21 protein-coding genes are annotated in these 23,545 nt (G+C 39.2%); 18 read left to right on the top strand and 3 right to left on the bottom strand.

Features of this window, described 5'->3' with window-relative positions; translation table 11 throughout:
- Positions 1-3 precede the first annotated feature (3 nt).
- Together E7C97_RS01200 and prsA are read left to right on the top strand one after the other, a co-directional pair.
- Positions 4-717 carry an O-methyltransferase gene (locus E7C97_RS01200; RefSeq protein ID WP_316107766.1) on the top strand — a complete coding sequence of 238 codons (714 nt, stop codon included), beginning with the start codon at positions 4-6 and terminating at the stop codon, positions 715-717.
- Between the two features lie 73 nt (positions 718-790).
- Positions 791-1,732: a peptidylprolyl isomerase PrsA gene (prsA, locus tag E7C97_RS01195; RefSeq protein WP_000728085.1), complete on the top strand. Its 942-nt coding sequence runs from the start codon at positions 791-793 to the stop codon at positions 1,730-1,732.
- Positions 1,733-1,777: 45 nt separating this feature from the next.
- On the opposite strand, the gene E7C97_RS01190 is transcribed toward prsA, so the two are convergent.
- Positions 1,778-2,116 (bottom strand): helix-turn-helix domain-containing protein, encoded by a 339-nt coding sequence (locus E7C97_RS01190; RefSeq protein ID WP_153224722.1) that lies wholly within the window; start codon positions 2,114-2,116, stop codon positions 1,778-1,780.
- Positions 2,117-2,255: 139 nt separating this feature from the next.
- On the opposite strand from E7C97_RS01190, the gene E7C97_RS01185 reads away from it, so the two are divergent.
- The 16 genes from E7C97_RS01185 (at position 2,256) to E7C97_RS01110 (ending at position 20,667) form a co-directional block, all read left to right on the top strand.
- Positions 2,256-4,910: an SEC10/PgrA surface exclusion domain-containing protein gene (locus tag E7C97_RS01185; RefSeq protein WP_316107762.1), complete on the top strand. Its 2,655-nt coding sequence runs from the start codon at positions 2,256-2,258 to the stop codon at positions 4,908-4,910.
- A gap of 160 nt (positions 4,911-5,070) precedes the next feature.
- Positions 5,071-6,282, top strand: coding sequence for a cell division peptidoglycan polymerase FtsW (gene ftsW, locus E7C97_RS01180; RefSeq protein WP_316107760.1), 1,212 nt, complete (start codon positions 5,071-5,073; stop codon positions 6,280-6,282).
- A 25-nt stretch (positions 6,283-6,307) separates the two neighbouring features.
- A complete protein-coding gene (ppc, locus tag E7C97_RS01175) occupies positions 6,308-9,133 on the top strand; it encodes a phosphoenolpyruvate carboxylase (RefSeq protein ID WP_316107757.1) in 2,826 nt (941 codons plus the stop codon).
- 435 nt (positions 9,134-9,568) lie between these two features.
- Positions 9,569-10,570, top strand: coding sequence for a tryptophan ABC transporter substrate-binding protein (trpX, locus tag E7C97_RS01170; RefSeq protein WP_075228342.1), 1,002 nt, complete (start codon positions 9,569-9,571; stop codon positions 10,568-10,570).
- Positions 10,571-10,631: 61 nt separating this feature from the next.
- On the top strand, positions 10,632-11,498 hold the full coding sequence (locus E7C97_RS01165; protein WP_045763298.1) for an ABC transporter permease: 867 nt from the start codon (positions 10,632-10,634) through the stop codon (positions 11,496-11,498).
- The gene (locus tag E7C97_RS01160) at positions 11,495-12,253 is read left to right on the top strand and encodes an ABC transporter ATP-binding protein (protein ID WP_045763297.1); all 759 of its coding nucleotides are present in this window, start codon (positions 11,495-11,497) and stop codon (positions 12,251-12,253) included. Before E7C97_RS01165 ends, E7C97_RS01160 begins: the two co-directional genes overlap by 4 nt.
- Positions 12,254-12,416: 163 nt before the next feature.
- Positions 12,417-12,848: a hypothetical protein gene (locus tag E7C97_RS01155; RefSeq protein WP_045763296.1), complete on the top strand. Its 432-nt coding sequence runs from the start codon at positions 12,417-12,419 to the stop codon at positions 12,846-12,848.
- A gap of 180 nt (positions 12,849-13,028) precedes the next feature.
- On the top strand, positions 13,029-14,789 hold the full coding sequence (gene dnaG, locus E7C97_RS01150) for a DNA primase (RefSeq protein ID WP_045763295.1): 1,761 nt from the start codon (positions 13,029-13,031) through the stop codon (positions 14,787-14,789).
- A gap of 2 nt (positions 14,790-14,791) precedes the next feature.
- Positions 14,792-15,901 carry an RNA polymerase sigma factor RpoD gene (gene rpoD / locus E7C97_RS01145; protein WP_000201894.1) on the top strand — a complete coding sequence of 370 codons (1,110 nt, stop codon included), beginning with the start codon at positions 14,792-14,794 and terminating at the stop codon, positions 15,899-15,901.
- Positions 15,902-15,918: 17 nt separating this feature from the next.
- Positions 15,919-16,248, top strand: a complete 330-nt coding sequence (locus E7C97_RS01140) for a metal-sulfur cluster assembly factor (protein ID WP_000331926.1) — start codon at positions 15,919-15,921, stop codon at positions 16,246-16,248.
- Positions 16,249-16,347: 99 nt separating this feature from the next.
- Positions 16,348-17,400, top strand: a complete 1,053-nt coding sequence (locus tag E7C97_RS01135; RefSeq protein ID WP_316107753.1) for a glycosyltransferase family 4 protein — start codon at positions 16,348-16,350, stop codon at positions 17,398-17,400.
- Positions 17,401-17,408: 8 nt separating this feature from the next.
- Complete coding sequence (locus E7C97_RS01130; RefSeq protein ID WP_316107751.1) at positions 17,409-18,725, top strand: glycosyltransferase family 4 protein; 1,317 nt, start codon at positions 17,409-17,411, stop codon at positions 18,723-18,725.
- 26 nt (positions 18,726-18,751) lie between these two features.
- On the top strand, positions 18,752-18,943 hold the full coding sequence (locus E7C97_RS01125) for a PspC domain-containing protein (RefSeq protein WP_301559964.1): 192 nt from the start codon (positions 18,752-18,754) through the stop codon (positions 18,941-18,943).
- A gap of 29 nt (positions 18,944-18,972) precedes the next feature.
- The gene (locus tag E7C97_RS01120; protein WP_000863850.1) at positions 18,973-19,107 is read left to right on the top strand and encodes a DUF4044 domain-containing protein; all 135 of its coding nucleotides are present in this window, start codon (positions 18,973-18,975) and stop codon (positions 19,105-19,107) included.
- 75 nt (positions 19,108-19,182) lie between these two features.
- The gene (gene obgE, locus E7C97_RS01115; RefSeq protein ID WP_316107749.1) at positions 19,183-20,493 is read left to right on the top strand and encodes a GTPase ObgE; all 1,311 of its coding nucleotides are present in this window, start codon (positions 19,183-19,185) and stop codon (positions 20,491-20,493) included.
- Between the two features lie 9 nt (positions 20,494-20,502).
- Positions 20,503-20,667 carry a hypothetical protein gene (locus tag E7C97_RS01110; RefSeq protein WP_000502583.1) on the top strand — a complete coding sequence of 55 codons (165 nt, stop codon included), beginning with the start codon at positions 20,503-20,505 and terminating at the stop codon, positions 20,665-20,667.
- Between the two features lie 35 nt (positions 20,668-20,702).
- Here E7C97_RS01110 and E7C97_RS01105 read toward each other — a convergent pair whose 3' ends face one another.
- Positions 20,703-21,173 carry an arginine repressor gene (locus E7C97_RS01105; RefSeq protein ID WP_001030117.1) on the bottom strand — a complete coding sequence of 157 codons (471 nt, stop codon included), beginning with the start codon at positions 21,171-21,173 and terminating at the stop codon, positions 20,703-20,705.
- On the bottom strand, positions 21,124-23,463 hold the full coding sequence (locus E7C97_RS01100; protein ID WP_316107746.1) for a Xaa-Pro dipeptidyl-peptidase: 2,340 nt from the start codon (positions 23,461-23,463) through the stop codon (positions 21,124-21,126). Before E7C97_RS01100 ends, E7C97_RS01105 begins: the two co-directional genes overlap by 50 nt.
- Positions 23,464-23,545 lie beyond the last annotated feature (82 nt).

Raw genomic sequence — 23,545 nt, 5'->3', positions numbered from 1 at the left:
CATATGGTAAAGTCTTATAGTAAAAATGCCAATCATAACATGAGACGTCCTGTTGTCAAGCATGAGATTGTTGAGTTCATGCGCCATAGACAAAAACAAGTGACTGGCTCACTCAAGGAATTAGAGAAGTTCGCTCGCAAGGAAAATATTCCCATCATTCCTCATGAAACCGTCGCTTATTTTCGTTTCCTTATGGAAACCATTCAACCAAAAAACATTTTGGAAATCGGGACGGCTATTGGATTTTCAGCACTTTTAATGGCAGAGCATTCACCTAAGTCAAAAATTACAACTATTGACCGAAATCCTGAGATGATTGGTTTTGCCAAAGAAAATTTTGCAAAATTTGATAGCCGCAAACAAATCACTCTCTTAGAAGGTGATGCGGTAGATGTCCTGTCAACGTTGACTGAGACCTATGATTTTGTATTTATGGATTCTGCTAAGTCCAAATATATCGTCTTTCTACCAGAAATCCTCAAACACCTCGAAGTAGGTGGAGTCGTTGTCTTGGATGATATTTTCCAAGGAGGAGATATTGCGAGGGATATTATGGAAGTCCGACGTGGACAACGGACGATTTATCGTGGCTTGCAAAGACTATTTGATGCAACCTTAGACAATACTGGCTTAACCGCTAGCTTGGTTCCACTTGGAGATGGGATTCTCATGCTAAGAAAAAATCAAGCAGAAGTAGAACTGCCTGATATTGATTGATTTCAGATATTTTTAAGACAATTTGGTAAAATAGATAAGGTAAACCTTTATTTAGTATACAAAAGGAGTAAACATGAAGAAAAAACTAATGGCGGGAGCCATCACATTGTTGTCAGTAGCTACTTTGGCTGCTTGTTCAAACAGTTCTGAAGGAACTGACTTGATTAGCATGAAAGGCGATGTTATCACTGAGCATCAATTCTTTGAAGAAGTCAAAAATAACGCGACTGCTCAACAAGTCTTGCTGAATATGACCATTCAAAAAGTTTTTGAAAAACAATATGGTTCAGAAGTAAGTGATAAAGAAGTAGATGATGCAGTTGCAGAAGAACAAAAGAAATACGGTGATAGCTATCAAACGATTCTCGCCCGTTCAGGTATGACTGCAGAAAGCCGTAAAGCTCAAATTCGTACAAGTAAATTAGTTGAGTATGCTGTTAAGAAAGCCGCTGAAGCTGAATTAACAGACGAAAACTATAAAAAAGCATTTGAAGAGTATACTCCAGAAGTAACGGCTCAAATTATTAAACTTGACAGTGAAGATAAGGCTAAGGAAGTTCTTGCCAAAGCAAAAGAGTCTGGAGCTGACTTTGCACAACTTGCAAAAGACAATTCTACAGACGAAAAGACAAAAGAAAATGGTGGAGAAATTACTTTTGACTCTGCATCAACAGAATTGCCAGACGTAGTTAAGAAAGCAGCTTTTGCGCTTGATGTCAACGGAATTTCTGATGTTATCACTGCTCCAGGAACTCAAGCTTATACAAGTAGTTTCTACATTGTTAAGTTGACCAAGAAATCAGAAAAATCTTCTAACTTGGATGATTATAAAGAAAAACTTAAAACAATCATTTTGACTCAAAAACAAAATGATGCAACCTTTGTTCAAGGTGTTATTAGTAAAGAATTGCAAGATGCCAACATTAAAGTTAAAGATCAGGCCTTCCAAAATATCTTTACACAATACATTAAAGGCGAAACAACTTCTGATAGCAGCAGTAGCGCCTCAAACTAATAAAAAAACTATCTATCTTTCTTTTTTAGAAAGTAGATAGTTTTTTTATTGGACTTCTTTCAGAATTAGCAGTAGTGCATCTAGTACACGAGATCTTTGTTCTGTAGGAAGAAGTTTCAATTCGTCAATCAGACGTGATATTTTGGGGTCTTCTTCTTTCAGTTGGATATCAAAGAAAGTGTCTAAATCTACTTCTAATGCTTCCATGACTTTTTCTAGAGTTTGAATCTTTAAGTTTGTTGATAGATTTTCTAATTTGTAAACATAATTTGTTCCTAAGTCAGCCATTTCCTCTAATTGTTCTTGGGTATATCCTCTTTCTATTCTGAGTAAACGGATGCGTTTAGAAATGTAGTCTTGCAAATTACTTTTATTTTTGACCATGTAGTACCTCACTACTTACATGATACAGTCAAACGACTGCATTTTTTAGACTTTAAATAGTTACATTTTAATAAAATAACTTTAAAAAGTTGTACATTGTGGTATAATGGAGGTATAAAAAAATAAAAAGGGGAAACCTATGAAAAAAGAATTGATTACTTTGACTGCCATCGCAGCCACTGGTCTTGTCGGCACAATCGGAACGGCTCACGCAGATACGGTAGAGCTTCCATTGCCTACAACTGCTCAAACTGAACCAGCTTTGGTTGAGAAAGAAGCGCCAAAACCAGTAGAAGTGAAAACTCCTACTAAGGAAGACGTTGCTGAACTTGGTGCTACTGCTAAACAAACTCAAGAAGATGCAGATAAAGCAAAAGAAGTCTTGGATCAAGCGAATGAAGCTTCTGATAAGGCAGAAAAGAAAGTCGCTGACTTGAAACAAGTTAAAGACGATGCTCAAAAGATTGCTGACAAAGCAACACCAGAAGCGATTCAAAACGCAGAAAAGAAAGTGGAAACTGCTAAAGCAAAAGTTCCAACTGCTGAACAAGGGGTATCAACTGCCAAAGCTGAAAAAGAAGATGCAGACCGCAATGTCGCTATTCAAGGTAAAACTGTTGGTACTAAGCAAGCAGAAGTGACTCAAGCGCAAAACGGAGTTACTGATGCTAAAGCAGAAGTGAAAACTGCAGAGGACGCTTTGAATGGTGTTGGTCTTGCTGACGCTAAAGAGAAACAAGACGCAGCGATTAAAGAAGAAGCTACAAGCAAACAAGCTCAAGCTGATGCACAAGAAGCTCTTGATGCTGCTAAGAAGTTGGATGGTGAGCTTGCTGAACAACTAAACCAAGCAGAAGCAACTGTTAAAACTGCTACACAAGATGTAGAAGCGAAAGAAGCAGAAGCTAAAACTGCAAAAACTAATCGTGATAACGCTCTTGCTACTTACAACCAAGCGGTATCTACTCTTGATGCTCTTCAAGATAGCTCTAAGAAACAAACCATCACTCTTTCTCCAGCTTTCATTCAAGCCGTGAAAGATAAAATTGCGTTCCTTCGTCAGATTGATGAAGGTGTCGAAATGACTGAGGAAGAACGTAACGCTAAGAGCGATGATATTTATGACCGTATCGTTGGTTCACAAGTAGAACACAAAATTCTTAACAAATACGTTCCAACCAAAGCCGATCAAGCTGATAAAACTCGCTACGACATTAACAATCTCCCACAAGAGATTAAAGACGAGTTGAACTACTATGTGGTTGACCTTATCAACCAAATGCGTCGCCAACTTGGACTTTCAGATGTTGTTCTTTCAAAAACTTCTCTTGAATTTGCGGATAAGGTTGCTAAAGAATACTTGAAAGCAAACTTCTCTAAAGCTATGAAAGATGACTACCGTGCTAAAGGAGGTGTCGGACACTACGCTATCGGTATTAACAAGGTTGCTAAAGAATATGGTTTGCCTACGACAGACAAAGAGGAAGAAAGCAAGGGTGAACAGTATTATGAAAATACTGTAACAACTTATAGCTTCCATAACTTTGATGATGCTGATGGGGTTTACCGTAAAACTCTTGGTGAAATGAAAGCTAAGTTGTATGATGACCTTGTGATGCTTGTGTCAACTAAAGGTGACTATGCTCACACTGAGGGTATCCTTCAGTTTGCTCACGCAGATGAAACTATCTACTTCGGTGGTGTGGCACAAAGTAAGACAGATGATTTCTATACTACTCACTTCTTGACTGCTATTCGTAGTGAGTATGTAAATGGTTCTAAATGGGATAAAACGCCTATTGCTAACCCACTAAGTGATGAAGTTATTGAGCGTAAATTGAGCGAAGCTCGTCAATCACTTGCTGATGCTATGACTGCTCGCGACAATGCACAAGCCAAACTTGAAGCAATAACAAAAGCAGAATCAGATGCTAAACTTGCACTTACAAACGCAGAAGCTAATCTGACTGCCTTGAAGAACGGTGAAAGTCCACTTGCTAACGCTCAAAAAGCTTTTGATGAAGCAAAAGACCGTCATGATAAGGCAGTAGTTACTCTTTCTAATGCTAACGCTCTTGTCAACACTTTGACTACTACACAGTCTGTTAAAGAAGAAGCTCTTAAAGATGCACAAGCGAAATTGAAAGACGCTGAACAAGTTCTTAAAACTGCACAAGAAGCTCTTAAAGCAGAAGAAGATAAGATGAAAGAGCTTGAAGCAGTTGCTACAAGCAAAGCCCAAGTGGTATCTCTTGCTAAGAAAGCACTTCAAGATGCTGAAAACGAAGTTAAACAAGCTGAAAAAGAACTTGCAGACCTTAAAAGTGCACATACTCGTTTGAAAGAAGTGAAAGCAGAGCTTGAAAAAGCGGAAACTGAGCTTAAAGATGCTTACAAAGTACAAAACGAAGCTAAACTAGATTACGAAGCTAAGAGCCTTGCAGCAGACCAAGCTAAGATTGCTTATGAAACTGGCAAAGCGAAGTTTGAAGAATCCGAAGCAAAACGCTTGGCTGAACTTGCAGATGCTAAACGTAAAGAGCTTGAAAAAGCAGGCTACCAACCAGTACCAGTTGTAGACGGTAAAGGGAATGTGGTTGATTACAAAGCAGAGAAAGTGACTGTAGGAACTAAAGACGATAAAACATATCAAGCTCCTGCACAAGCTATAAATGAAAAATCAGAACCTAAGAAACAACTTCCAAATACTGGAACGAAAGAATCGAGTCTCCTAGCATTTCTCGGAGCAAGTCTTGGACTACTTGCTTTAGCAGGAAAACGAAAATATAGATAAAATAGAAAGGGCGTTACTGCCCTTTTTATGCTATATTTGAGTAAAATTCGAATGTTTTCACTGTAAGAGTTTTTTTCTAGCCTAAAAAATGGTATAATAGCATGTAAAACTAGAAATAATAAGGGAAAATAAAAATATTTTTCCGAAAGATAGGTGACATATGAAAATAAGTAAAAGGCACCTGCTGAATTATTCAATTTTGATTCCTTATCTACTTTTATCCGTTTTAGGATTGATTGTAGTTTATTCGACAACTAGTGCGTCCCTCATCCAGGAAGGAAAGAGTGCATTACAACTAGTGCGAAATCAGGGAATTTTCTGGATAGCCAGTTTATTCTTAATAGCCTTAATTTATAAATTAAAATTAGGATTTCTCCGTAATGAGCGCTTGCTCTTTATTGTTATGTTTGTCGAGCTGATTCTTCTAGCTCTAGCACGTTTAATCGGTACTCCCATCAATGGAGCCTATGGCTGGATCAAGGTTGGCCCGGTCACAATTCAACCAGCAGAGTATCTAAAGATTATTATCATTTGGTACTTGGCTCAACGTTTTTCAAAACAACAAGATGAGATTGCGGTTTATGACTTCCAAGTTTTAACCCTTAATCAGTGGTTGCCAAGAGCCTTTAATGATTGGCGTTTTGTCCTCTTGGTCATGATTGGAAGTTTGGCAATTTTCCCTGACCTTGGAAATGCAACCATCTTGATTTTAGTATCCTTGCTCATGTATACCATCAGTGGAATAGCTTATCGGTGGTTCACAACTATTCTGGGACTGCTGGCTGGAACATCCATTTTTTCCTTGACTGCCATTCGGTTTATCGGTGTTGAAAAATTCTCAAAAATTCCTGTATTTGGTTATGTTGCCAAGCGGTTCAGTGCTTTTTTCAACCCCTTTAATGACCTAGCAGGATCTGGGCATCAGTTGGCTAATTCTTACTATGCAATGGTTAACGGTGGCTGGTTTGGTCTTGGATTAGGAAATTCCATTGAAAAACGAGGTTATCTACCAGAAGCTCATACAGACTTTGTCTTTTCGATTGTGATAGAGGAGTTTGGATTTGTAGGAGCTAGTCTTATTTTGGCTCTTCTATTTTTCTTGATTCTTCGTATTATTTTAGTCGGTATTAGAGCGAGAGATCCTTTTAACTCAATGGTGGCAATCGGTATTGGTGGAATGATTCTGATACAGGTATTCGTTAATATTGGCGGTATATCAGGCTTGATCCCTTCAACAGGGGTAACCTTCCCCTTCCTATCGCAAGGAGGAAACAGTCTTTTGGTCCTATCAGTAGCCATCGCCTTTGTGTTGAATATTGATGCCAGCGAAAAACGTGCCAAACTCTATCGCGAATTAGAAGCGCAACTCTAAGACATAATATGACAAGGAGAAAAAAATGTCTCTTCAAAAGTTAGAAAATTTTAGTAACAAAGCTGTCGTACAAGAAGAAGTGCAAATCTTGACAGAAATGCTCGAAGATATTACAAGAAACCTGCTTGCACCAGAGACCTTTGATAAAATCATGCAGTTAAAAGAACTTTCGACTGCAGCAGACTATCAAGGGCTAGATAAAGTAGTAACAGGTCTTTCAAATGATGAGATGGTCTACATTTCTAGATACTTCTCTATTTTGCCTCTTTTAATTAACATCTCAGAAGATGTTGACTTGGCTTATGAGATTAACCATCTAAATAATGTCGATCAAGACTATCTGGGTAAATTGTCAACAACGATCAAAATGGTGGCTGAAAAAGAAAACGCTGCTGAGATTCTTGAACACTTGAACGTGGTACCAGTTTTGACCGCCCACCCAACTCAGGTTCAACGTAAGAGTATGTTGGATTTGACCACTCATATCCATACCCTTTTGCGTAAATACCGTGACGTGAGAATGGGGCTCATTAACAAGGAAAAATGGCATAATGATCTTCGTCGCTATATTGAAATCATCATGCAGACAGATATGATTCGTGAGAAGAAACTAAAAGTAACCAACGAAATCACCAATGTGATGGAGTACTACAATAGTTCCTTCCTACAGGCTGTCCCTAACTTGATGCTAGAGTACAAACGTCTAGCAAAAGAGCAAGGAATTGATCTTAAACAAGCCAAACCAATTACTATGGGAATGTGGATTGGTGGAGACCGTGATGGAAATCCATTTGTAACTGCTGAGACGCTTCTGCGTTCTGCTACTATCCAAAGTGAAGTGATCTTGAACTACTATATTAGCAAGATTTCTAGTCTCTATCGTACCTTCTCTCTCTCGACTAATTTATCAAAAACTAGTAAAGCTGTTGAAGAAATGGCTGCTCAATCTGGAGATACATCAGTCTTTCGTGAGAAAGAACCCTATCGTCGCGCCTTTCATTTGATTCAATCCAAATTGATTCAAACACTCTTGAATTTAAAAGAATGGTCTGTTGTTGGCTCGTCAGCTGATGAACGTCATCCTGTTGAACGTCTTCTAGGTACTCAAGGACATCAACAAGGAGTGATTACAGACTATATTAGCAATCGACTTTCAGGAGCTATTCAAGAACTGGCTGAAGATCGTCCACCATTTTACGAAACAGTCGAAGAGTTCAAAAAAGATCTATATACTATTAAGGATTCATTACTTGAAAACAGGGCAGAGTCCTTGCTTACAGGTGAATTTGCAGAACTCTTAGAAGCTGTAGAAGTCTTTGGTTTCTTCTTGGCTTCCATCGACATGCGGCAAGATTCAAGCGTCCACGAAGCCTGTGTAGCAGAATTGTTGGCATCTGCTGGAATCAATGACCACTATAGTGATTTATCAGAAGATGAAAAATGTGACTTGCTATTGCATGAATTACTAGAAGATCCTCGAATCTTGTCTGCAACTCATGCTGAGAAGTCTGAACTTCTCGAAAAAGAATTAGCTATTTTCCAAACAGCACGTGAATTAAAAGACCGTTTAGGAGAAGATGTCATTCGTCAAACGATTATCTCTCATGCAACCAGCGTGTCAGATATGCTGGAATTGGCTATCATGCTAAAAGAAGTAGGACTAGTTGATGCCGAAAAAGCGCGTGTTCAGATTGTACCACTCTTTGAGACGATTGAAGACTTGGATCATTCAGAAGAAACAATGAGAAAGTATTTCTCTCTACCACTTGCTAAGAAATGGATTGCTTCTAAAAACAATTACCAAGAAATCATGCTTGGCTACTCTGATAGTAATAAGGATGGCGGTTATCTATCATCTTGTTGGACACTTTATAAGGCCCAACAACAATTGACTGCTATTGGTGATGAATTTGGAGTCAAAGTAACCTTCTTCCATGGTCGTGGTGGTACCGTTGGCCGTGGTGGTGGCCCTACTTATGATGCCATTGCTTCTCAACCACTCAAGTCCATCAAGGATCGTATTCGATTGACAGAGCAAGGGGAAGTTATCGGAAACAAATATGGAAACAAGGATGCAGCTTACTATAACCTTGAAATGTTGGTTTCAGCAGCTATCAACCGTATGATTACCAAGAAGAAGAGTGATACCAATACGTCAAATCGCTATGAAGCCATCATGGACCAAGTAGTAGAACGTAGTTACGATATCTACCGTGAACTTGTATTTGGAAATGACCATTTCTATGATTATTTCTTTGAATCTAGTCCAATTAAGGCGATCTCAAGTTTCAATATTGGTTCTCGTCCAGCGGCTCGTAAAACAATCACTGAAATTGGTGGTCTACGTGCGATTCCTTGGGTATTCTCATGGTCACAAAGTCGTGTTATGTTCCCAGGTTGGTATGGAGTGGGTTCAAGCTTCAAAGAATTCATCGATCAAGATCCAAAAAATATCGAATATCTTCGTGATATGTATCAAAATTGGCCATTCTTCCAGTCACTCCTATCTAACGTAGACATGGTATTATCTAAATCAAATATGAATATCGCCTTTGAGTACGCTAAACTGTGTGAAAGTGAAGAAGTACAAGCAATCTACTATACTATCTTGGATGAATGGCAGTTAACTAAGGACGTTATCTTGGCTATTGAAGGCCATGAGGAGCTCTTGGCAGAAAATACTTATTTGAAAGACAGTCTCAACTACCGCATGCCTTATTTCAATATCCTTAACTATATTCAGTTGGAATTAATTAAGCGTCAACGTCGAGGTGAGCTATCTTCAGATGAAGAACGATTGATCCATACAACTATCAACGGAATTGCTACAGGATTACGTAATTCAGGCTGATACAAGTTAGATTTTATAAAAAAACGTAGGAATTTTTGTTAATATTTAAAATATTTTATGAAAACCCTTGACAAGTTTTAGTAAAATGATATAATTTAAGCATTCAGAAAGTAATCATTGAAATTTTTTAGAGAGTCTGTGGTTGGTGGAAACAGATAGGTGGAAGTGATGAAAATTGGGCTGAATGTTATTAAGAATTTGAAATCATAAGAATTCGGTGAGCACACCTTACAGTGCAACTCGTTTTAGCGAGTAAGAGCGATAGGACTAGTTCCTATAATTGAGGTGGCACCGCGCATCGACGTCCTCACACAAGTTTTTTGTGTGAGGACTTTTTCTATGGGAAGGAAAAAATTATGGAAATCAAACGATGGCGTCGCTTGAATAAGTGATTGAATAAAAAATAATAAGTTAAGAAGAAATAAGGAGAAAATTATGAAAAACAAACGTCTACTCGGTATTATCGTAGCATTAGCACTTGTAGTTGGAGGAAGCTTGGTATATTCTAGCTTAACGAAACAAGAAACTAAAACTGAGACAGCTAATAAAACAGCTAAGGTTGGTGTTCTTCAGTTTGTAAGCCACCCATCACTCGACTTGATTTACCAAGGTATCCAAGATGGACTTGCTGAAGAAGGTTATAAAGGTGACCAAGTCAAAATCGACTTTATGAACTCAGAAGGTGACCAAAGTAAGGTTGCCACAATGAGTAAGCAATTGGTGGCAAATGGAAATGATGTCGTTGTCGGTATTGCAACACCAGCAGCTCAAGGTCTTGCAAGTGCAACAAAAGACCTTCCTGTTATCATGGCAGCTATCACAGACCCAATTGGTGCTAACCTTGTACAAAACTTGGAAAAACCAGGTGGGAACATCACAGGGGTATCTGACCACAACCCTGCTGAACAACAGGTTGAATTGATCAAAACTTTGACACCTGATGTCAAGACGGTTGGAGCTCTTTACTCAAGTAGTGAAGATAACTCAAAATCACAAGTTGAAGAATTTAAAACTTACGCTGAAAAAGCTGGTTTGAAAGTCGAAACATTCGCAGTTCCTTCAACGAACGAAATTGCTTCAACAGTGAACGTTATGACTGGTAAAGTAGATGCAATCTGGGTTCCAATCGATAACACAATCGCATCTGCATTCTCAACTGTAGTATCAAGTAACCAAACAGCTAAAAAACCAATCTACCCAAGTGCGACTGCCATGGTAGAAGCTGGAGGTTTGGCATCAGTCGTTGTGGACCAACACGATCTTGGTGTTGCTACTGGTAAAATGATTGCTAAAGTCTTGAAGGGTGAAAAACCTGCAGATACACCAGTTAATGTCTTCTCAACTGGTAAATCAGTGATCAACAAAAAAGTTGCTCAAGAACTTGGAATCACTATTCCTGAATCAGTTCTCAAAGAAGCAGGTCAAGTAATCGAATAAGAATGAAGGAGGAGTTGGAGACATCTCCTCCAATTTTTAAAATAAAGGAAATGAATCAAACATGCTAATATCTATTATTTCACAGGGATTGGTCTGGGCTATCCTAGGTTTAGGAATCTTTATGACCTTTCGTATCCTGAACTTTCCAGATATGACAACTGAGGGCTCTTTCCCCTTGGGAGGAGCTGTAGCAGTGACTCTGATTACGCAAGGAGTTAATCCTTTTCTTGCGACTTTAGCGGCTGTAGGAGTAGGTTGTCTTGCTGGTTTAGCAGCGGGGTTATTATATACCAAAGGGAAAATTCCAACTCTTTTATCAGGAATTTTAGTCATGACTTCTTGTCATTCTATCATGCTCATGATTATGGGACGAGCAAACCTTGGGCTTTTAAATACCAAGCAAATCCAAGATGTTCTTCCATTTTCATCAGAGGTTAATCAATTACTGACAGGTTTAATTTTTGTGACTTTGGTTATTCTTCTCATGCTTTTCTTCCTAGATACCAAACTTGGACAGGCCTATATCGCTACAGGGGATAATCCAGATATGGCTCGTAGTTTTGGTATCAATACAGGACGTATGGAGCTTATGGGCTTGGTCTTGTCAAATGGTGTAATCGCACTTGCTGGCGCACTTATCGCTCAACAAGAAGGTTATGCGGATGTCTCTCGTGGTATCGGTGTTATCGTTGTTGGTCTTGCCAGCTTGATTATCGGTGAGGTTCTCTTTAAGAGTCTTACCTTAGCAGAACGCTTGGTTACTATTGTAGTTGGTTCCATCAGCTATCAATTCTTGGTATGGGGAGTCATTGCTCTCGGCTTTAATACTAGCTACCTCCGTCTATACAGTGCCCTTATCCTAGCAACTTGTCTAGTCATTCCAACTCTTAAGGATAAATACTTGAAAGGAGTCAAGTTAAGCAAATGACAGCAATTGTAGAATTAAGAAATGCCACAAAAATTGTGACAAATGGCTTTGACGAAGAAAAGATTATCCTAAATGATGTTTCGCTTGATATTTATGAACACGACTTTATCACAATTTTGGGTGGAAATGGTGCAGGGAAATCAACCCTCTTTAATAGCATTGCGGGAACTTTACCTTTAACCAGTGGTAGCATTCGCATCATGGGCGAGGATGTGACTCATTTCAGCCCTGAAAAACGTGCTAAGTATCTCTCTCGTGTTTTCCAAGATCCTAAGATGGGAACTGCCCCTCGTATGACAGTTGCAGAAAATCTTTTGATTGCTAAGTTCCGTGGAGAAAAACGTGGTCTTTTTCCAAGAAGACTCTCAGCTTACAAGAAAGAATTTCAAGCAACCATTGAGAAGGTTGGCAATGGGCTCGAGAAACACTTGGATACACCGATTGAATTCTTGTCAGGTGGACAAAGACAGGCCTTGAGCCTCTTGATGGCAACCTTGAAACGTCCAGAGCTCCTTTTACTGGATGAACACACAGCTGCTCTTGACCCTAAAACAAGTGTCGCCTTAATGGAGTTAACTGATGACTTTGTCAGCAAGGACCATCTGACTGCTCTGATGATTACCCACCATATGGAAGATGCTCTCAAGTATGGAAATCGCCTCATTGTCATGAAAGAAGGGCGAATCATCCAAGATTTGAATAAGGATGAAAAAGCCAAGATGAAAATTTCCGATTACTATCAACTTTTTGAGTAGATGATTTTAAATAATTGAGATAAAAAACTTAGAAGTAGGCTTTTGCTTCTAAGTTTTTTAGTTGTTTTTAAATATTATTTATATTTCTATTTTCGTCTGTTTTCCTTTATAATAGAATCAATCTAAGAATCTTAAACTTTGATAATAGTAAGGAGATAAAAACATGGCATACACACAAGAAGATTTTCAGGAATGGATTTTTCAGATTGGATTTAAGATGGATTATTTTACAAGGGAGTTTGCGGAGAAAGAAGGGCTAAATTTAGACTATAGCATGCAGTCTTTGGATGATTTGGAGGCTTGGATCTTGGCTCACTACGAAGACCACCATGCTTTGATAGCAGACCGCAAGATGTTGGATTATTTGACCGTTTATATCGGTGAAACCTTTCGCAAACACCTAGGAGGAAAATGGTTTATTGACCTTAAAAATAAAAAGAACGCCTATTATTCTATGCCTGTATTGACTGATCCATCCTATAGAGGAGTGGTATACAAAGCACCATTGACTTATGCAACAGCTTGTATCAGTAGAAAAGATGGTCAGTATATTAGCAGAATATTGAAAAATAATCTCGAAGATCAAGTGAAATAGGATTTTATTTCTTTTGTTTTTCTTTCAAATATTAGAATGATTTGCTCAGAAGATTAAGTTTTTCATGATAGCTGGAAACTTATGAAATAGTCTCATGTAAAGTGTATGAAATGGTTTACTTTTTTTCAGAAATAAGCTATACTAGTTAGAGTAAACTGTGATAAAATGGAGGTATTGTCTATGGTTGACAAGAGACTCATCGAAGAGATCAAAAACAATACCAATATTGTCGAAATCATAGGAGAAGTGATTTCTTTACAAAAATCTGGACGGAACTTTTTAGGGCTCTGTCCTTTTCATGGTGAAAAGACCCCTTCCTTTAACGTGGTCGAAGATAAGCAGTTTTACCACTGCTTTGGATGTGGTCGTTCTGGAGATGTTTTTAAGTTTATTGAGGAGTATCAGCAGGTAACCTTTGCGGATGCAGTGGGGATATTAGCTGAGAGACTTGGGATTCAGATGGCAGCGCCTGTTCAAGGTTCTGTACAGCCTAGGTCGCCCCATCAAAATCTCTACGATATGCATGAGAAAGCCGCTCGTTTTTATCATGCTATTCTCATGACGACTAAGATGGGTGAAGAGGCGAGAAACTATCTCTATAAACGTGGCTTAACAGATGATGTTCTCAAGCATTTTATGATTGGTTTAGCTCCAGCAGAACGCTCTTATCTATATCAGCGTTTAGCAGATGATTATAGTGAGAAGGACTTGCTGGATTCGGGTTTGTTTTATCTATCTGAGAGTAACCAATTCTTTGATACCTTTCATAATCGCATTATGTTTCCTCTTTCAAATGATCAAGGAAAGGTGATTGCCTTTTCTGGTCGTGTATGGCAAGAGACTGATTCTCAAACTGGAAAGTATAAAAATAGTCGAGCGACGGCAATTTTTAACAAAAGTTACGAATTATATCATTTGGAGAGGGTAAAAAAAGGATCGGGTAAGGCACCTGAAATCTATCTAATGGAAGGATTTATGGATGTCATTGCGGCTTATCGTGCTGGTATTGAAAATGCAGTCGCTTCTATGGGTACCGCACTGACGAGTGAACATGTGGAGCATCTGAAACGCTTTACCAAAAAAGTGATCGTCACCTATGACGGAGATAAGGCTGGGCAAGCTGCGACGGCTAAAGCCTTGGACGAGCTTAAAGATATACCTGTCCAAGTAGTCCAGATTCCTGACGCGATGGATCCGGATGAATATTTGCAGAAAAACTCTCCTCAAGACTTGGCTTATCTCTTAACCAATACACGCATTAGTCCTGTTGAGTTTTACATCCATCATTTCAGACCGGAAAACAGTGAAAATCTACAAGCTCAAATTGAATTCATAGAGAAAATTGCTCCCTTAATCGCCAAGGAACCCTCTATCACAGCTCAGAATTCCTACATTCACATTTTGACGGATCACTTGCCATCTTTTGACTATCAGCAAGTCGAACATATTGTCAATGAAAGTCGTGTTAGACAGAGAAAGGAGAAGGTCAAGGAGACCTATAGTCCTAGTCCTATCACTATGTCTGTCACCAAGCAACTGACAGCAGTGATGAGAGCGGAGGCCCATATTCTCTACCGAATGATGGAACATCCCTTGGTGCTCAATGACTACCGCTTAAGAGATGACTTTATCTTTGAAACTCCAGAGTTTCAGACCTTGTATGGACTCTTGATTGATAATGGAAGTATCTCGTCTGAGGATTTGGCTCATCAGACTAGAGAAGTGGAGAGTGCTTGGTATCAAGTCCTAGCCTTAGATTTGCCACCTGAGATGTCCCCTCACGAGTTAGCTGAAGTGGAAGAGTCTCGAAAAAGAGCTCTCTTGAATCAGGAAAATCTGCAAATTAAAAAGAAAGTTCAGGAAGCTAGCCATGTCGGTGATACAGACACCGCATTAGAAGAGCTAGAACGCTTAATTGCCCAAAAAAGAAGAATGGAGTAAGAATGGCAACAAAACAAAAAGAAGTAACAACCTTTGACGTCCAAGTAGCGGAATTTATTCGCAATCATAAAAAAACTGGTACGGCTACAGATGATGAAATCAATAACGCCCTCGTAATTCCCTTCACTTTAGATGTGGAAGGTATTGAGAATCTTTTGCAACGCATTCAAGATGCTGGTATCTCAATTACGGACAACGAAGGAAATCCAAGTGCGCGTGTTTTGAGCACTGAGGAAGAACCAGAGTTGACTGATGAAGATTTGATTGGTTCAACCTCAGCTAAGGTCAATGACCCAGTCCGTATGTATTTGAAAGAAATCGGGGTTGTACCTCTTCTTACAAATGAAGAGGAAAAAGAATTAGCTCTTGCTGTTGAAGCGGGTGATATCGAAGCTAAACAACGCCTTGCAGAAGCTAATCTTCGTTTGGTAGTATCTATCGCTAAACGTTATGTTGGACGTGGAATGCAGTTCCTTGACTTGATCCAAGAAGGAAACATGGGCTTGATGAAGGCCGTAGATAAATTTGACTACTCTAAAGGGTTCAAATTCTCAACTTATGCGACTTGGTGGATTCGTCAAGCCATTACTCGTGCCATTGCTGATCAAGCTCGTACCATCCGTATCCCAGTTCACATGGTGGAAACCATTAACAAGCTTGTTCGTGAACAACGTAATCTTCTTCAAGAGCTAGGACAAGATCCAACTCCTGAACAAATCGCCGAACGCATGGATATGACACCAGACAAGGTCCGTGAAATCCTCAAGATTGCCCAAGAGCCGGTTTCTCTTGAAACACCAATCGGTGAAGAGGATGATAGCCATCTTGGTGACTTTATCGAGGATGAAGTGATTGAAAATCCAGTGGACTATACAACTCGTATCGTTTTGCGCGAACAATTGGATGAAGTTTTGGATACTCTTACAGATCGTGAAGAAAATGTTCTTCGACTTCGTTTTGGTCTTGATGATGGGAAAATGCGTACCTTGGAGGATGTTGGTAAAGTCTTCAACGTGACTCGTGAGCGTATCCGTCAGATTGAGGCAAAAGCTTTGAGAAAACTTCGCCAGCCAAGTCGAAGCAAACCACTTCGTGATTTCATTGAAGATTAAGTTGAGGGAGAGTGAAGATGGCTTATACAGAAGAACAAATCGAAAATATCAAAACACGTATTTTGACAGCACTAGAAGAAGTGATTGACCCAGAATTGGGGATTGATATTGTCAATCTAGGCTTGATCTACGAGATTCGTTTTGATGGCGATACAGGTGAGACTGAAATTGATATGACCTTGACAACCATGGGGTGTCCCTTGGCAGATCTTTTAACTGACCAAATCTATGATGCTATGACAGATGTTCCAGAAGTTACTAACGTTGAAGTCAAATTAGTATGGTATCCAGCTTGGACAGTTGAAAAAATGAGCCGTTACGCTCGTATCGCTTTAGGTATCAAGTAAGTATATTATGAAAAGAGAAATAGTGTAGACGCCAGGAATTCCCAGCTTTTATGCTATCTCTCTTTTTATTTGCTGATTTTATTTGAAGAAAATGGTATAATGGTTACTATGGAAAAAGACAAATTACGCATCAACATGCTAAGTTCAAGTGAAAAAGTGGCGGGCCAAGGTGTGTCTGGTGCATACCGTGAACTGGTGCAGCTTTTAAAACGAGATGCGAAAGACCAACTGATCGTAACCGAAAATCTTCCAATTGAAGCGGACGTTACTCATTTTCATACGATTGATTTCCCTTATTATCTCTCGACCTTTCAGAAGAAACGTTCTGGACGTAAGATTGGCTATGTTCACTTCTTACCAGATACTTTGGAAGGTAGTTTGAAGATTCCATTCTTCTTAAAGGGGATTGTCAAACGCTATGTATTTTCTTTTTATGACCGTATGGAGCATCTGGTTGTGGTCAATCCTACCTTCATTGAGGATTTGGTTGCTGCTGGAATTCCACGAGAAAAAGTGACCTATATCCCTAACTTTGTCAACAAAGAAAAATGGCATCCACTTCCTATAGAGCAAGTTGAACAACTTCGTAAAGATATGGGAATTGATGAGAATCAGTTTGTAGTCGTTGGTGCAGGTCAGGTTCAGAAGCGTAAAGGGATAGATGACTTTATCACTCTAGCTGAGGAATTACCTGATATCACTTTTATTTGGGCTGGTGGATTCTCTTTTGGGGGAATAACCGATGGTTATGAGCGCTATAAAAAGATTATGGATAATCCTCCTGAAAATCTAATTTTCCCAGGGATTGTTGATCCAGAACGGATGAGAGAACTCTATGCCATGGCTGATCTTTTCTTGCTTCCAAGTTATAACGAGCTCTTTCCAATGACTATTCTAGAAGCTGCGAGTTGTGAAGCACCCATTATGCTTCGTGATCTAGATCTTTACAAGGTCATTCTAGAAGGAAATTACAGACCAACCACTGATGTGGAAGAGATGAAATCAGCTATTTTGGAATATCGTGAGCATCCAGAAGCACTAAAAGAATTAAAAGAAAAGGCTAAGGCCATTTCAAGAGAATATTCAGAAGAGCATCTTCTTGAAATCTGGCTAAAATTCTATCGGGAGCAAGCAGCTTTAGGAAAAAAATGAGGTAGTATATGCGAATTGGATTATTTACAGATACTTATTTCCCGCAGGTCTCGGGTGTTGCGACCAGTATTCGAACCTTAAAAACAGAACTTGAAAAGCAAGGCCATGCCGTCTTTATCTTTACAACAACAGACAAGGATGTTAATCGTTATGAAGACTGGCAGATTATTCGTATCCCTAGTGTTCCTTTCTTTGCCTTTAAAGATCGTCGTTTCGCCTATCGTGGATTTACGAAAGCTCTTGAGATAGCAAAACAATACAAGCTGGATATTATTCATACGCAGACTGAGTTTTCTCTTGGTTTATTAGGGATTTGGATAGCGCGTGAGTTGAAAATCCCTGTTATTCATACCTATCATACCCAGTACGAAGATTATGTCCACTATATCGCTAAAGGGATGTTGATTCGTCCAGGTATGGTAAAGTACCTTGTGAGAGGCTTCCTTCATGATGTTGATGGTGTGATTTGTCCAAGTGAGATCGTGCGAGACCTTTTATCTGACTATAAGGTCAAAGTTGAAAAACGAGTTATTCCCACTGGGATTGAGCTAGCCAAGTTTGAACGACCAGAGATTGGACCAGAACATATCGCAGACTTACGGGTTAAACTAGGTATTAAGGAAGATGAAAAGATGCTTCTTAGCCTTTCGCGTGTTTCTTACGAGAAGAACATTCAGGCCGTTTTGGCAGCATTTCCAGATGTTCTAAAAGAAGAGCAAAATGTTAAATTAGTCGTTGCTGGAGCTGGACCTTATCTGGAAAATCTCAAGGAGCAAGCAGAAGATTTGCAGATTCAGGATTCTGTTATCTTTACAGGTATGATCGCTCCAAGTGAGACAGCACTTTACTATAAGGCGGCTGATTTCTTTATTTCAGCTTCTACAAGTGAGACTCAGGGCTTGACCTATCTTGAAAGTCTTGCAAGTAAGACTCCGGTAATAGCTCATGGAAATCCTTATCTAGATAATTTGATTAGCGATAAGATGTTTGGTACTCTTTATTATGAAGAGCGTGACCTATCAGGTGCTATTTTAGAGGCTCTTATTGCTACACCTGACATGGATGAAAACCTTTTGGCTGATAAATTGTATGAAATTTCAGCTGAGAATTTTGCTAAGAGAGTGCATGAATTCTATCTAGATGTTATTATTTCAAATAATTTTGAAAAAGAATTGACTGCTGATGAACCTGTTACGAAACGCATTTTAAAGACAGTATTCTATATACCGCAACAAGCAGTGTCTATGCCGGTCAAGGGTTCAAGACGTATGTTGAAAGCTTCTAGAAAACAGTTGAGTCATTTAAGAAAATATTTGAACGATTAATCGAATCAAAGAAAGGAAATAAAAATATGAAAAAGAAATTTATGAGAAGTGGTAGAGATCAAAAAATCGGTGGTGTATGCGCTGGTTTAGCTAATTATTTTGATATTGACCCTACAATTGTACGTGTGGTTTGGGGTGTTCTAGCTTTCTGTTATGGTGCTGGACTTATTGCTTACTTGATTTTGTGGGCAATCGCTCCTGTATCAGATGAATTTTAAGATTAGAGTATTATAGTAAAGGAGAAAAAATGGCATTTGGTGATAATGGGAAACGTAAAAAAACTTTCTTTGAAAAACTAACAATGTTTGTCGTTTTGATTATGTTATTTGTAACCCTAGCAGGTATCTTTGCTACAGCTATCGGTGTATTTAGCAGATTTTAAAATGCTAGATTTTCTAGCAAGTAGTAATAGTTGGTGACTGGGATTTCCCAGCCCTTTTTAGAGTGAGAAAAGAATATGAGTATGTTTTTAGATACAGCCAAGATCAAGGTTAAGGCTGGAAATGGTGGCGATGGGATGGTTGCCTTTCGCCGTGAAAAATACGTCCCTAATGGCGGTCCATGGGGAGGTGATGGAGGCCGTGGTGGTAACGTTGTCTTTGTTGTGGATGAAGGTTTACGTACCCTAATGGACTTCCGTTACAATCGTCATTTCAAAGCCCAATCGGGTGAAAAAGGGATGACCAAAGGAATGCATGGTAGGGGAGCAGAAGACTTGATTGTTCGAGTGCCTCAAGGTACAACTGTACGTGATGCAGAAACTGGAAAAGTTATCACTGACTTGATTGAGCACGGCCAAGAGTTTATCGTTGCTCACGGTGGTCGAGGTGGCCGTGGAAATATCCGTTTTGCAACACCAAAAAATCCTGCGCCAGAAATCTCAGAAAATGGAGAACCAGGTCAGGAACGTGAGTTACAGTTAGAACTTAAAATCCTTGCGGATGTTGGTTTGGTTGGCTTCCCTTCAGTTGGTAAATCAACTCTACTCAGTGTGATTACCTCTGCAAAACCTAAAATTGGTGCCTACCACTTTACAACAATCGTTCCTAATCTTGGTATGGTACGTACTCAATCAGGTGAGTCCTTTGCAGTGGCAGACCTACCTGGATTGATTGAAGGTGCTAGTCAAGGCGTGGGCTTGGGAACTCAGTTCCTTCGCCATATTGAGCGTACTCGCGTTATCCTTCACATCATCGATATGTCAGCCAGTGAAGGTCGCGATCCTTACGAAGATTATCTAGCTATTAACAAAGAGTTGGAATCTTACAACCTTCGTCTGATGGAGCGTCCACAAATTATTGTTGCTAATAAGATGGATATGCCAGAGAGTCAGGAAAACCTTGAAGAATTCAAGAAAAAATTGGCAACTAACTTTGATGAATTTGAGGATCTTCCAGCCATCTTCCCAATTTCAGGTTTGACCAAACAAGGTTTGGCACCTTTATTGGATGCAACAGCAGAGCTGCTTGATAAGACGCCAGAATTCCTTCTTTATGACGAGTCAGAAATGGAAGAAGAAGTTTATTATGGCTTTGACGAAGAAGAAAAACCATTTGAAATTAGTCGTGATGATGATGCAACTTGGGTACTTTCAGGTGAAAAACTCATTAAACTCTTTAACATGACTAACTTTGATCGTGATGAGTCTGTCATGAAATTTGCTCGTCAGTTGCGAGGTATGGGAGTTGATGAAGCTCTCCGTGCCCGTGGCGCCAAGGATGGAGATTTGGTTCGTATCGGTAAGTTTGAGTTTGAATTTGTGGACTAGGAGATAGCTATGGGAGATAAACCGATATCTTTCCGTGATGCTGATGGAAATTTTGTTTCTGCAGCAGATGTCTGGAATGAGAAGAAGTTAGAAGAACTGTTTAATCGTCTCAATCCAAATAGAGCTTTGAGACTTGCAAGAACTAAAAAGCAAGCTGAAAATAGCAAATCATAAAATTAACCCGTGATGAAAGCCATCACGGGTTTTTGTTACCGATCAAAAAATAGAGGTGGTGCAAATTGTTTGAGGCGTTCAAAGCAAGATTGAGCTTGCTCCTTATCCTCGCAGATAACCAAACAGACATCATTTCCACAGATAGTAGCGACTATTTCAGGGAAGTTTAGGGCATCCAAGATAGATCCGAAGGATTGTGCCAAACCTGGATAGGTTTTGATAACAACTTGGTGTTGGACGGGTTGCATCATGTAGAGGGCTTCCTCCATATAAACTTCTAGCCGTTTTTCCCACTTGGATGTAGAGCCAGTGTTGATTGAATAATAGGAGTGTTCACCTTCACGAATCTTAGAAAGATTCATCAGGTTAATGTCTCTTGAAAGTGTTGCTTGTGTGACCTGTACTCCGTTTTCAATCAGTAGTTCTTGTAATTCAGTTTGGGTATGAATTTTTTGTTTAGTGATTAGGGCTCGGATGAGCTGGTGTCTTTGTTCGGCTTTGTTCATCTACAGTTACCTCCCTTTGAAAAGGAATCTCAAGACTAGACTGTGCAAGGTCGACAGTCAAGTGATAGTCTGTATTGTCACGTACAGTAATCTCAAAGTCTGTTGTGTAAAGAACGAGACGTACTGTATCGCCTTCTTTTAGTTTGTAAATAGTTGGTTGGAGTTCAAATTGGAATTCCATCCATTCATCTGGCTTAACTTCTTCAATTTTCAATAAATCATGACGATTTTGGAGATTGAGGTAGCCTTTGGTAATAACACGCTGGGCATTTGGACAATATGGTAGTTCACAAAGGTTTTCCAGCATATGGTAACGACCATTATCAATAGTACGAGCAGCCAAAACTCCTGGATATGGTTGTAAGTATTTCTTTTGACCAAGTTCGAGAAGTTGAGCAGAAAGTAAGCCTTTGTTTGTACTTGACTTGAGACGAAGGTTCAGTTTAACACGCCCATTAAGATGAAGGTCTTCTGTCACTTGCAGGTCTATGGTAACCTGATTGACTTTTCCTTGATAGAGTTCATTATTAAAGGTTTGGTAGGTTTTTCCAAAACGTTCGAAGTCAGAATCTTGGTAGTGGTTTTGAATGACAGCTTCTTCAGTACCTAATGTGAAAGTTTTGTGGTTGGTTTGATTTCCAAAGTCATCAAGTTTATGCCATGTTTGAGGAGCAGTATTGTCTTGCCAAACGACTCTTGGTAGTTGGTAGTCAGTGTTTTGACCCAATAATTTCTGTGTCAAAAGGGCATTCATGGATTCACGGAAATCAATTGACTGCCAGTTGTTCATATAAACATGGGCACCGTTATGATAAAAGAGATGTTTCTTAATATTGCTTGGAAGAGCATTGAACATTTGATAGACATGAAGTGGTTTTACATTCCAGTCTTGTGAACCGTGGGTAAAGACAACTTCAGCCTTAATTTTTTCAGCATTGAGTAGGTAGTTTCTGTCATGCCAAAATTGGTTATAATCCCCAGTTTTACGGTCTAGATTTTTCTTGAGTTCTTCTATAGAATCTTTATGAGCCTCGTTTCCACGGATATAGTCACCAGCTAAGAGATTACGAGAATAAGTTAATTCATCTAATGAATCGAAGTCCTCCCCTGGATAGCCACCTGGGCTTGTCACAAGACCATTTTCACGGTAATAGTTGTACCAAGAAGAAATACCGGCTTCAGCAATAATGACTTCTAAACCATCAACTCCTGTAGTTGCAAGACCATTAGACATTGTTCCTAGATAAGAAAGACCAGTAGTGGCAACTTTTCCATTTGACCAGTCAGCCTTGACCTGACGTTTACGACTATGGTCTGTGAAGGCACGACAACGACCATTGAGCCAATCAATAACATTTTTATAGGCTTCAACTTGTCGGTAATCTCCGTTGGTCATTTGACCTTGAGAATCCTTGGTTCCAAGACCAGATACGTAGATATTGGCAAATCCTCTTGGAAGGAAGTAGTCGTTAAGTGTGTAGCTGCTATTGATATGAGTGAGTTTTTCTTCAGCTTCTGGAACGAATTCAGCTTCTCCAACAGGTTCAACCAAGTCTAATGTTGGTTTTTCTAGAGAAATTTCATGCGGTTCCTTGACTTCTAGCTTAGCTTCCATTTTGTAAAGAGCTTTATCGCTTGCCTTATCATTGGTTCCTTGATGGTAAGGACTTGCCGTCATAACAGCTGGAATTTTGCCATGATAAGATGGACGGATAATATTTATCTTGATAAGATCTGGCAGTCCATCATTATCAGAATCAATACGACTCTCTACATAAACAACTTCCCGAATAGCATTGTTTGCAGAGAAGGTTGCCAAGCTCTTACCATTGAAGTAGTGGTAATCATTGTTCTCAGGGATAAGACCGTCGCTAACCAATTGATCGATCAAGGTATTTCCCTTTTTAGTGCGCGTGTTAAGGAGTTGATAGAGATTGTCAATCAAATCTCCGTATACAATAGGGAATGCCGCTTCTTTGTGAAAAACAAGACCATTTTCAAAGTCTGTCAAGTAACTGAAACCAAGCAACTGAAAGGCAACAGTATAGAAAATTTCTGCAGTTAATTCACGATCAGAATTGAAGAAAGTGAGCAGATCAGTTTCTTTATCAACCGCTAAAGTTGAGAGGGGATAATCTGTATTTTTGTAATTGAAAAAACAAGTTCTAACAAAAGCTTCAAACAGTTCTTTCGTAGAATTTGATTGGTCAAACTTGAATCCAAGGCTGGATAATTCCTGTAAAGCTTCTTGCTGGCTTACAGGATAGTAACTGAATTGATTAAAACGCATAGATGCCTCCTTTGAAGAATCATTAAATTTATTATATCAAAAAAGTAGGGAAAATGATAGAAGCAGCTGGTTTGTAAAGACT

The organism is Streptococcus sp. (assembly GCF_032481935.1).
Lineage (GTDB): Bacteria > Bacillota > Bacilli > Lactobacillales > Streptococcaceae > Streptococcus.
This window is presented reverse-complemented; position numbering and strand designations above follow the sequence as displayed.

Excerpts from the sequence above, each read along its gene's own strand:
- E7C97_RS01200 (WP_316107766.1), top strand. The coding sequence starts at position 4 with ATGGTAAAGTCTTATAGTAAAAATGCCAATCATAACATGAGACGTCCT.
- prsA (WP_000728085.1), top strand. The coding sequence starts at position 791 with ATGAAGAAAAAACTAATGGCGGGAGCCATCACATTGTTGTCAGTAGCT.
- E7C97_RS01190 (WP_153224722.1), bottom strand. The coding sequence starts at position 2,116 with ATGGTCAAAAATAAAAGTAATTTGCAAGACTACATTTCTAAACGCATC.
- E7C97_RS01185 (WP_316107762.1), top strand. The coding sequence starts at position 2,256 with ATGAAAAAAGAATTGATTACTTTGACTGCCATCGCAGCCACTGGTCTT.
- ftsW (WP_316107760.1), top strand. The coding sequence starts at position 5,071 with ATGAAAATAAGTAAAAGGCACCTGCTGAATTATTCAATTTTGATTCCT.
- ppc (WP_316107757.1), top strand. The coding sequence starts at position 6,308 with ATGTCTCTTCAAAAGTTAGAAAATTTTAGTAACAAAGCTGTCGTACAA.
- trpX (WP_075228342.1), top strand. The coding sequence starts at position 9,569 with ATGAAAAACAAACGTCTACTCGGTATTATCGTAGCATTAGCACTTGTA.
- E7C97_RS01165 (WP_045763298.1), top strand. The coding sequence starts at position 10,632 with ATGCTAATATCTATTATTTCACAGGGATTGGTCTGGGCTATCCTAGGT.
- E7C97_RS01160 (WP_045763297.1), top strand. The coding sequence starts at position 11,495 with ATGACAGCAATTGTAGAATTAAGAAATGCCACAAAAATTGTGACAAAT.
- E7C97_RS01155 (WP_045763296.1), top strand. The coding sequence starts at position 12,417 with ATGGCATACACACAAGAAGATTTTCAGGAATGGATTTTTCAGATTGGA.
- dnaG (WP_045763295.1), top strand. The coding sequence starts at position 13,029 with ATGGTTGACAAGAGACTCATCGAAGAGATCAAAAACAATACCAATATT.
- rpoD (WP_000201894.1), top strand. The coding sequence starts at position 14,792 with ATGGCAACAAAACAAAAAGAAGTAACAACCTTTGACGTCCAAGTAGCG.
- E7C97_RS01140 (WP_000331926.1), top strand. The coding sequence starts at position 15,919 with ATGGCTTATACAGAAGAACAAATCGAAAATATCAAAACACGTATTTTG.
- E7C97_RS01135 (WP_316107753.1), top strand. The coding sequence starts at position 16,348 with ATGGTTACTATGGAAAAAGACAAATTACGCATCAACATGCTAAGTTCA.
- E7C97_RS01130 (WP_316107751.1), top strand. The coding sequence starts at position 17,409 with ATGCGAATTGGATTATTTACAGATACTTATTTCCCGCAGGTCTCGGGT.
- E7C97_RS01125 (WP_301559964.1), top strand. The coding sequence starts at position 18,752 with ATGAAAAAGAAATTTATGAGAAGTGGTAGAGATCAAAAAATCGGTGGT.
- E7C97_RS01120 (WP_000863850.1), top strand. The coding sequence starts at position 18,973 with ATGGCATTTGGTGATAATGGGAAACGTAAAAAAACTTTCTTTGAAAAA.
- obgE (WP_316107749.1), top strand. The coding sequence starts at position 19,183 with ATGAGTATGTTTTTAGATACAGCCAAGATCAAGGTTAAGGCTGGAAAT.
- E7C97_RS01110 (WP_000502583.1), top strand. The coding sequence starts at position 20,503 with ATGGGAGATAAACCGATATCTTTCCGTGATGCTGATGGAAATTTTGTT.
- E7C97_RS01105 (WP_001030117.1), bottom strand. The coding sequence starts at position 21,173 with ATGAACAAAGCCGAACAAAGACACCAGCTCATCCGAGCCCTAATCACT.
- E7C97_RS01100 (WP_316107746.1), bottom strand. The coding sequence starts at position 23,463 with ATGCGTTTTAATCAATTCAGTTACTATCCTGTAAGCCAGCAAGAAGCT.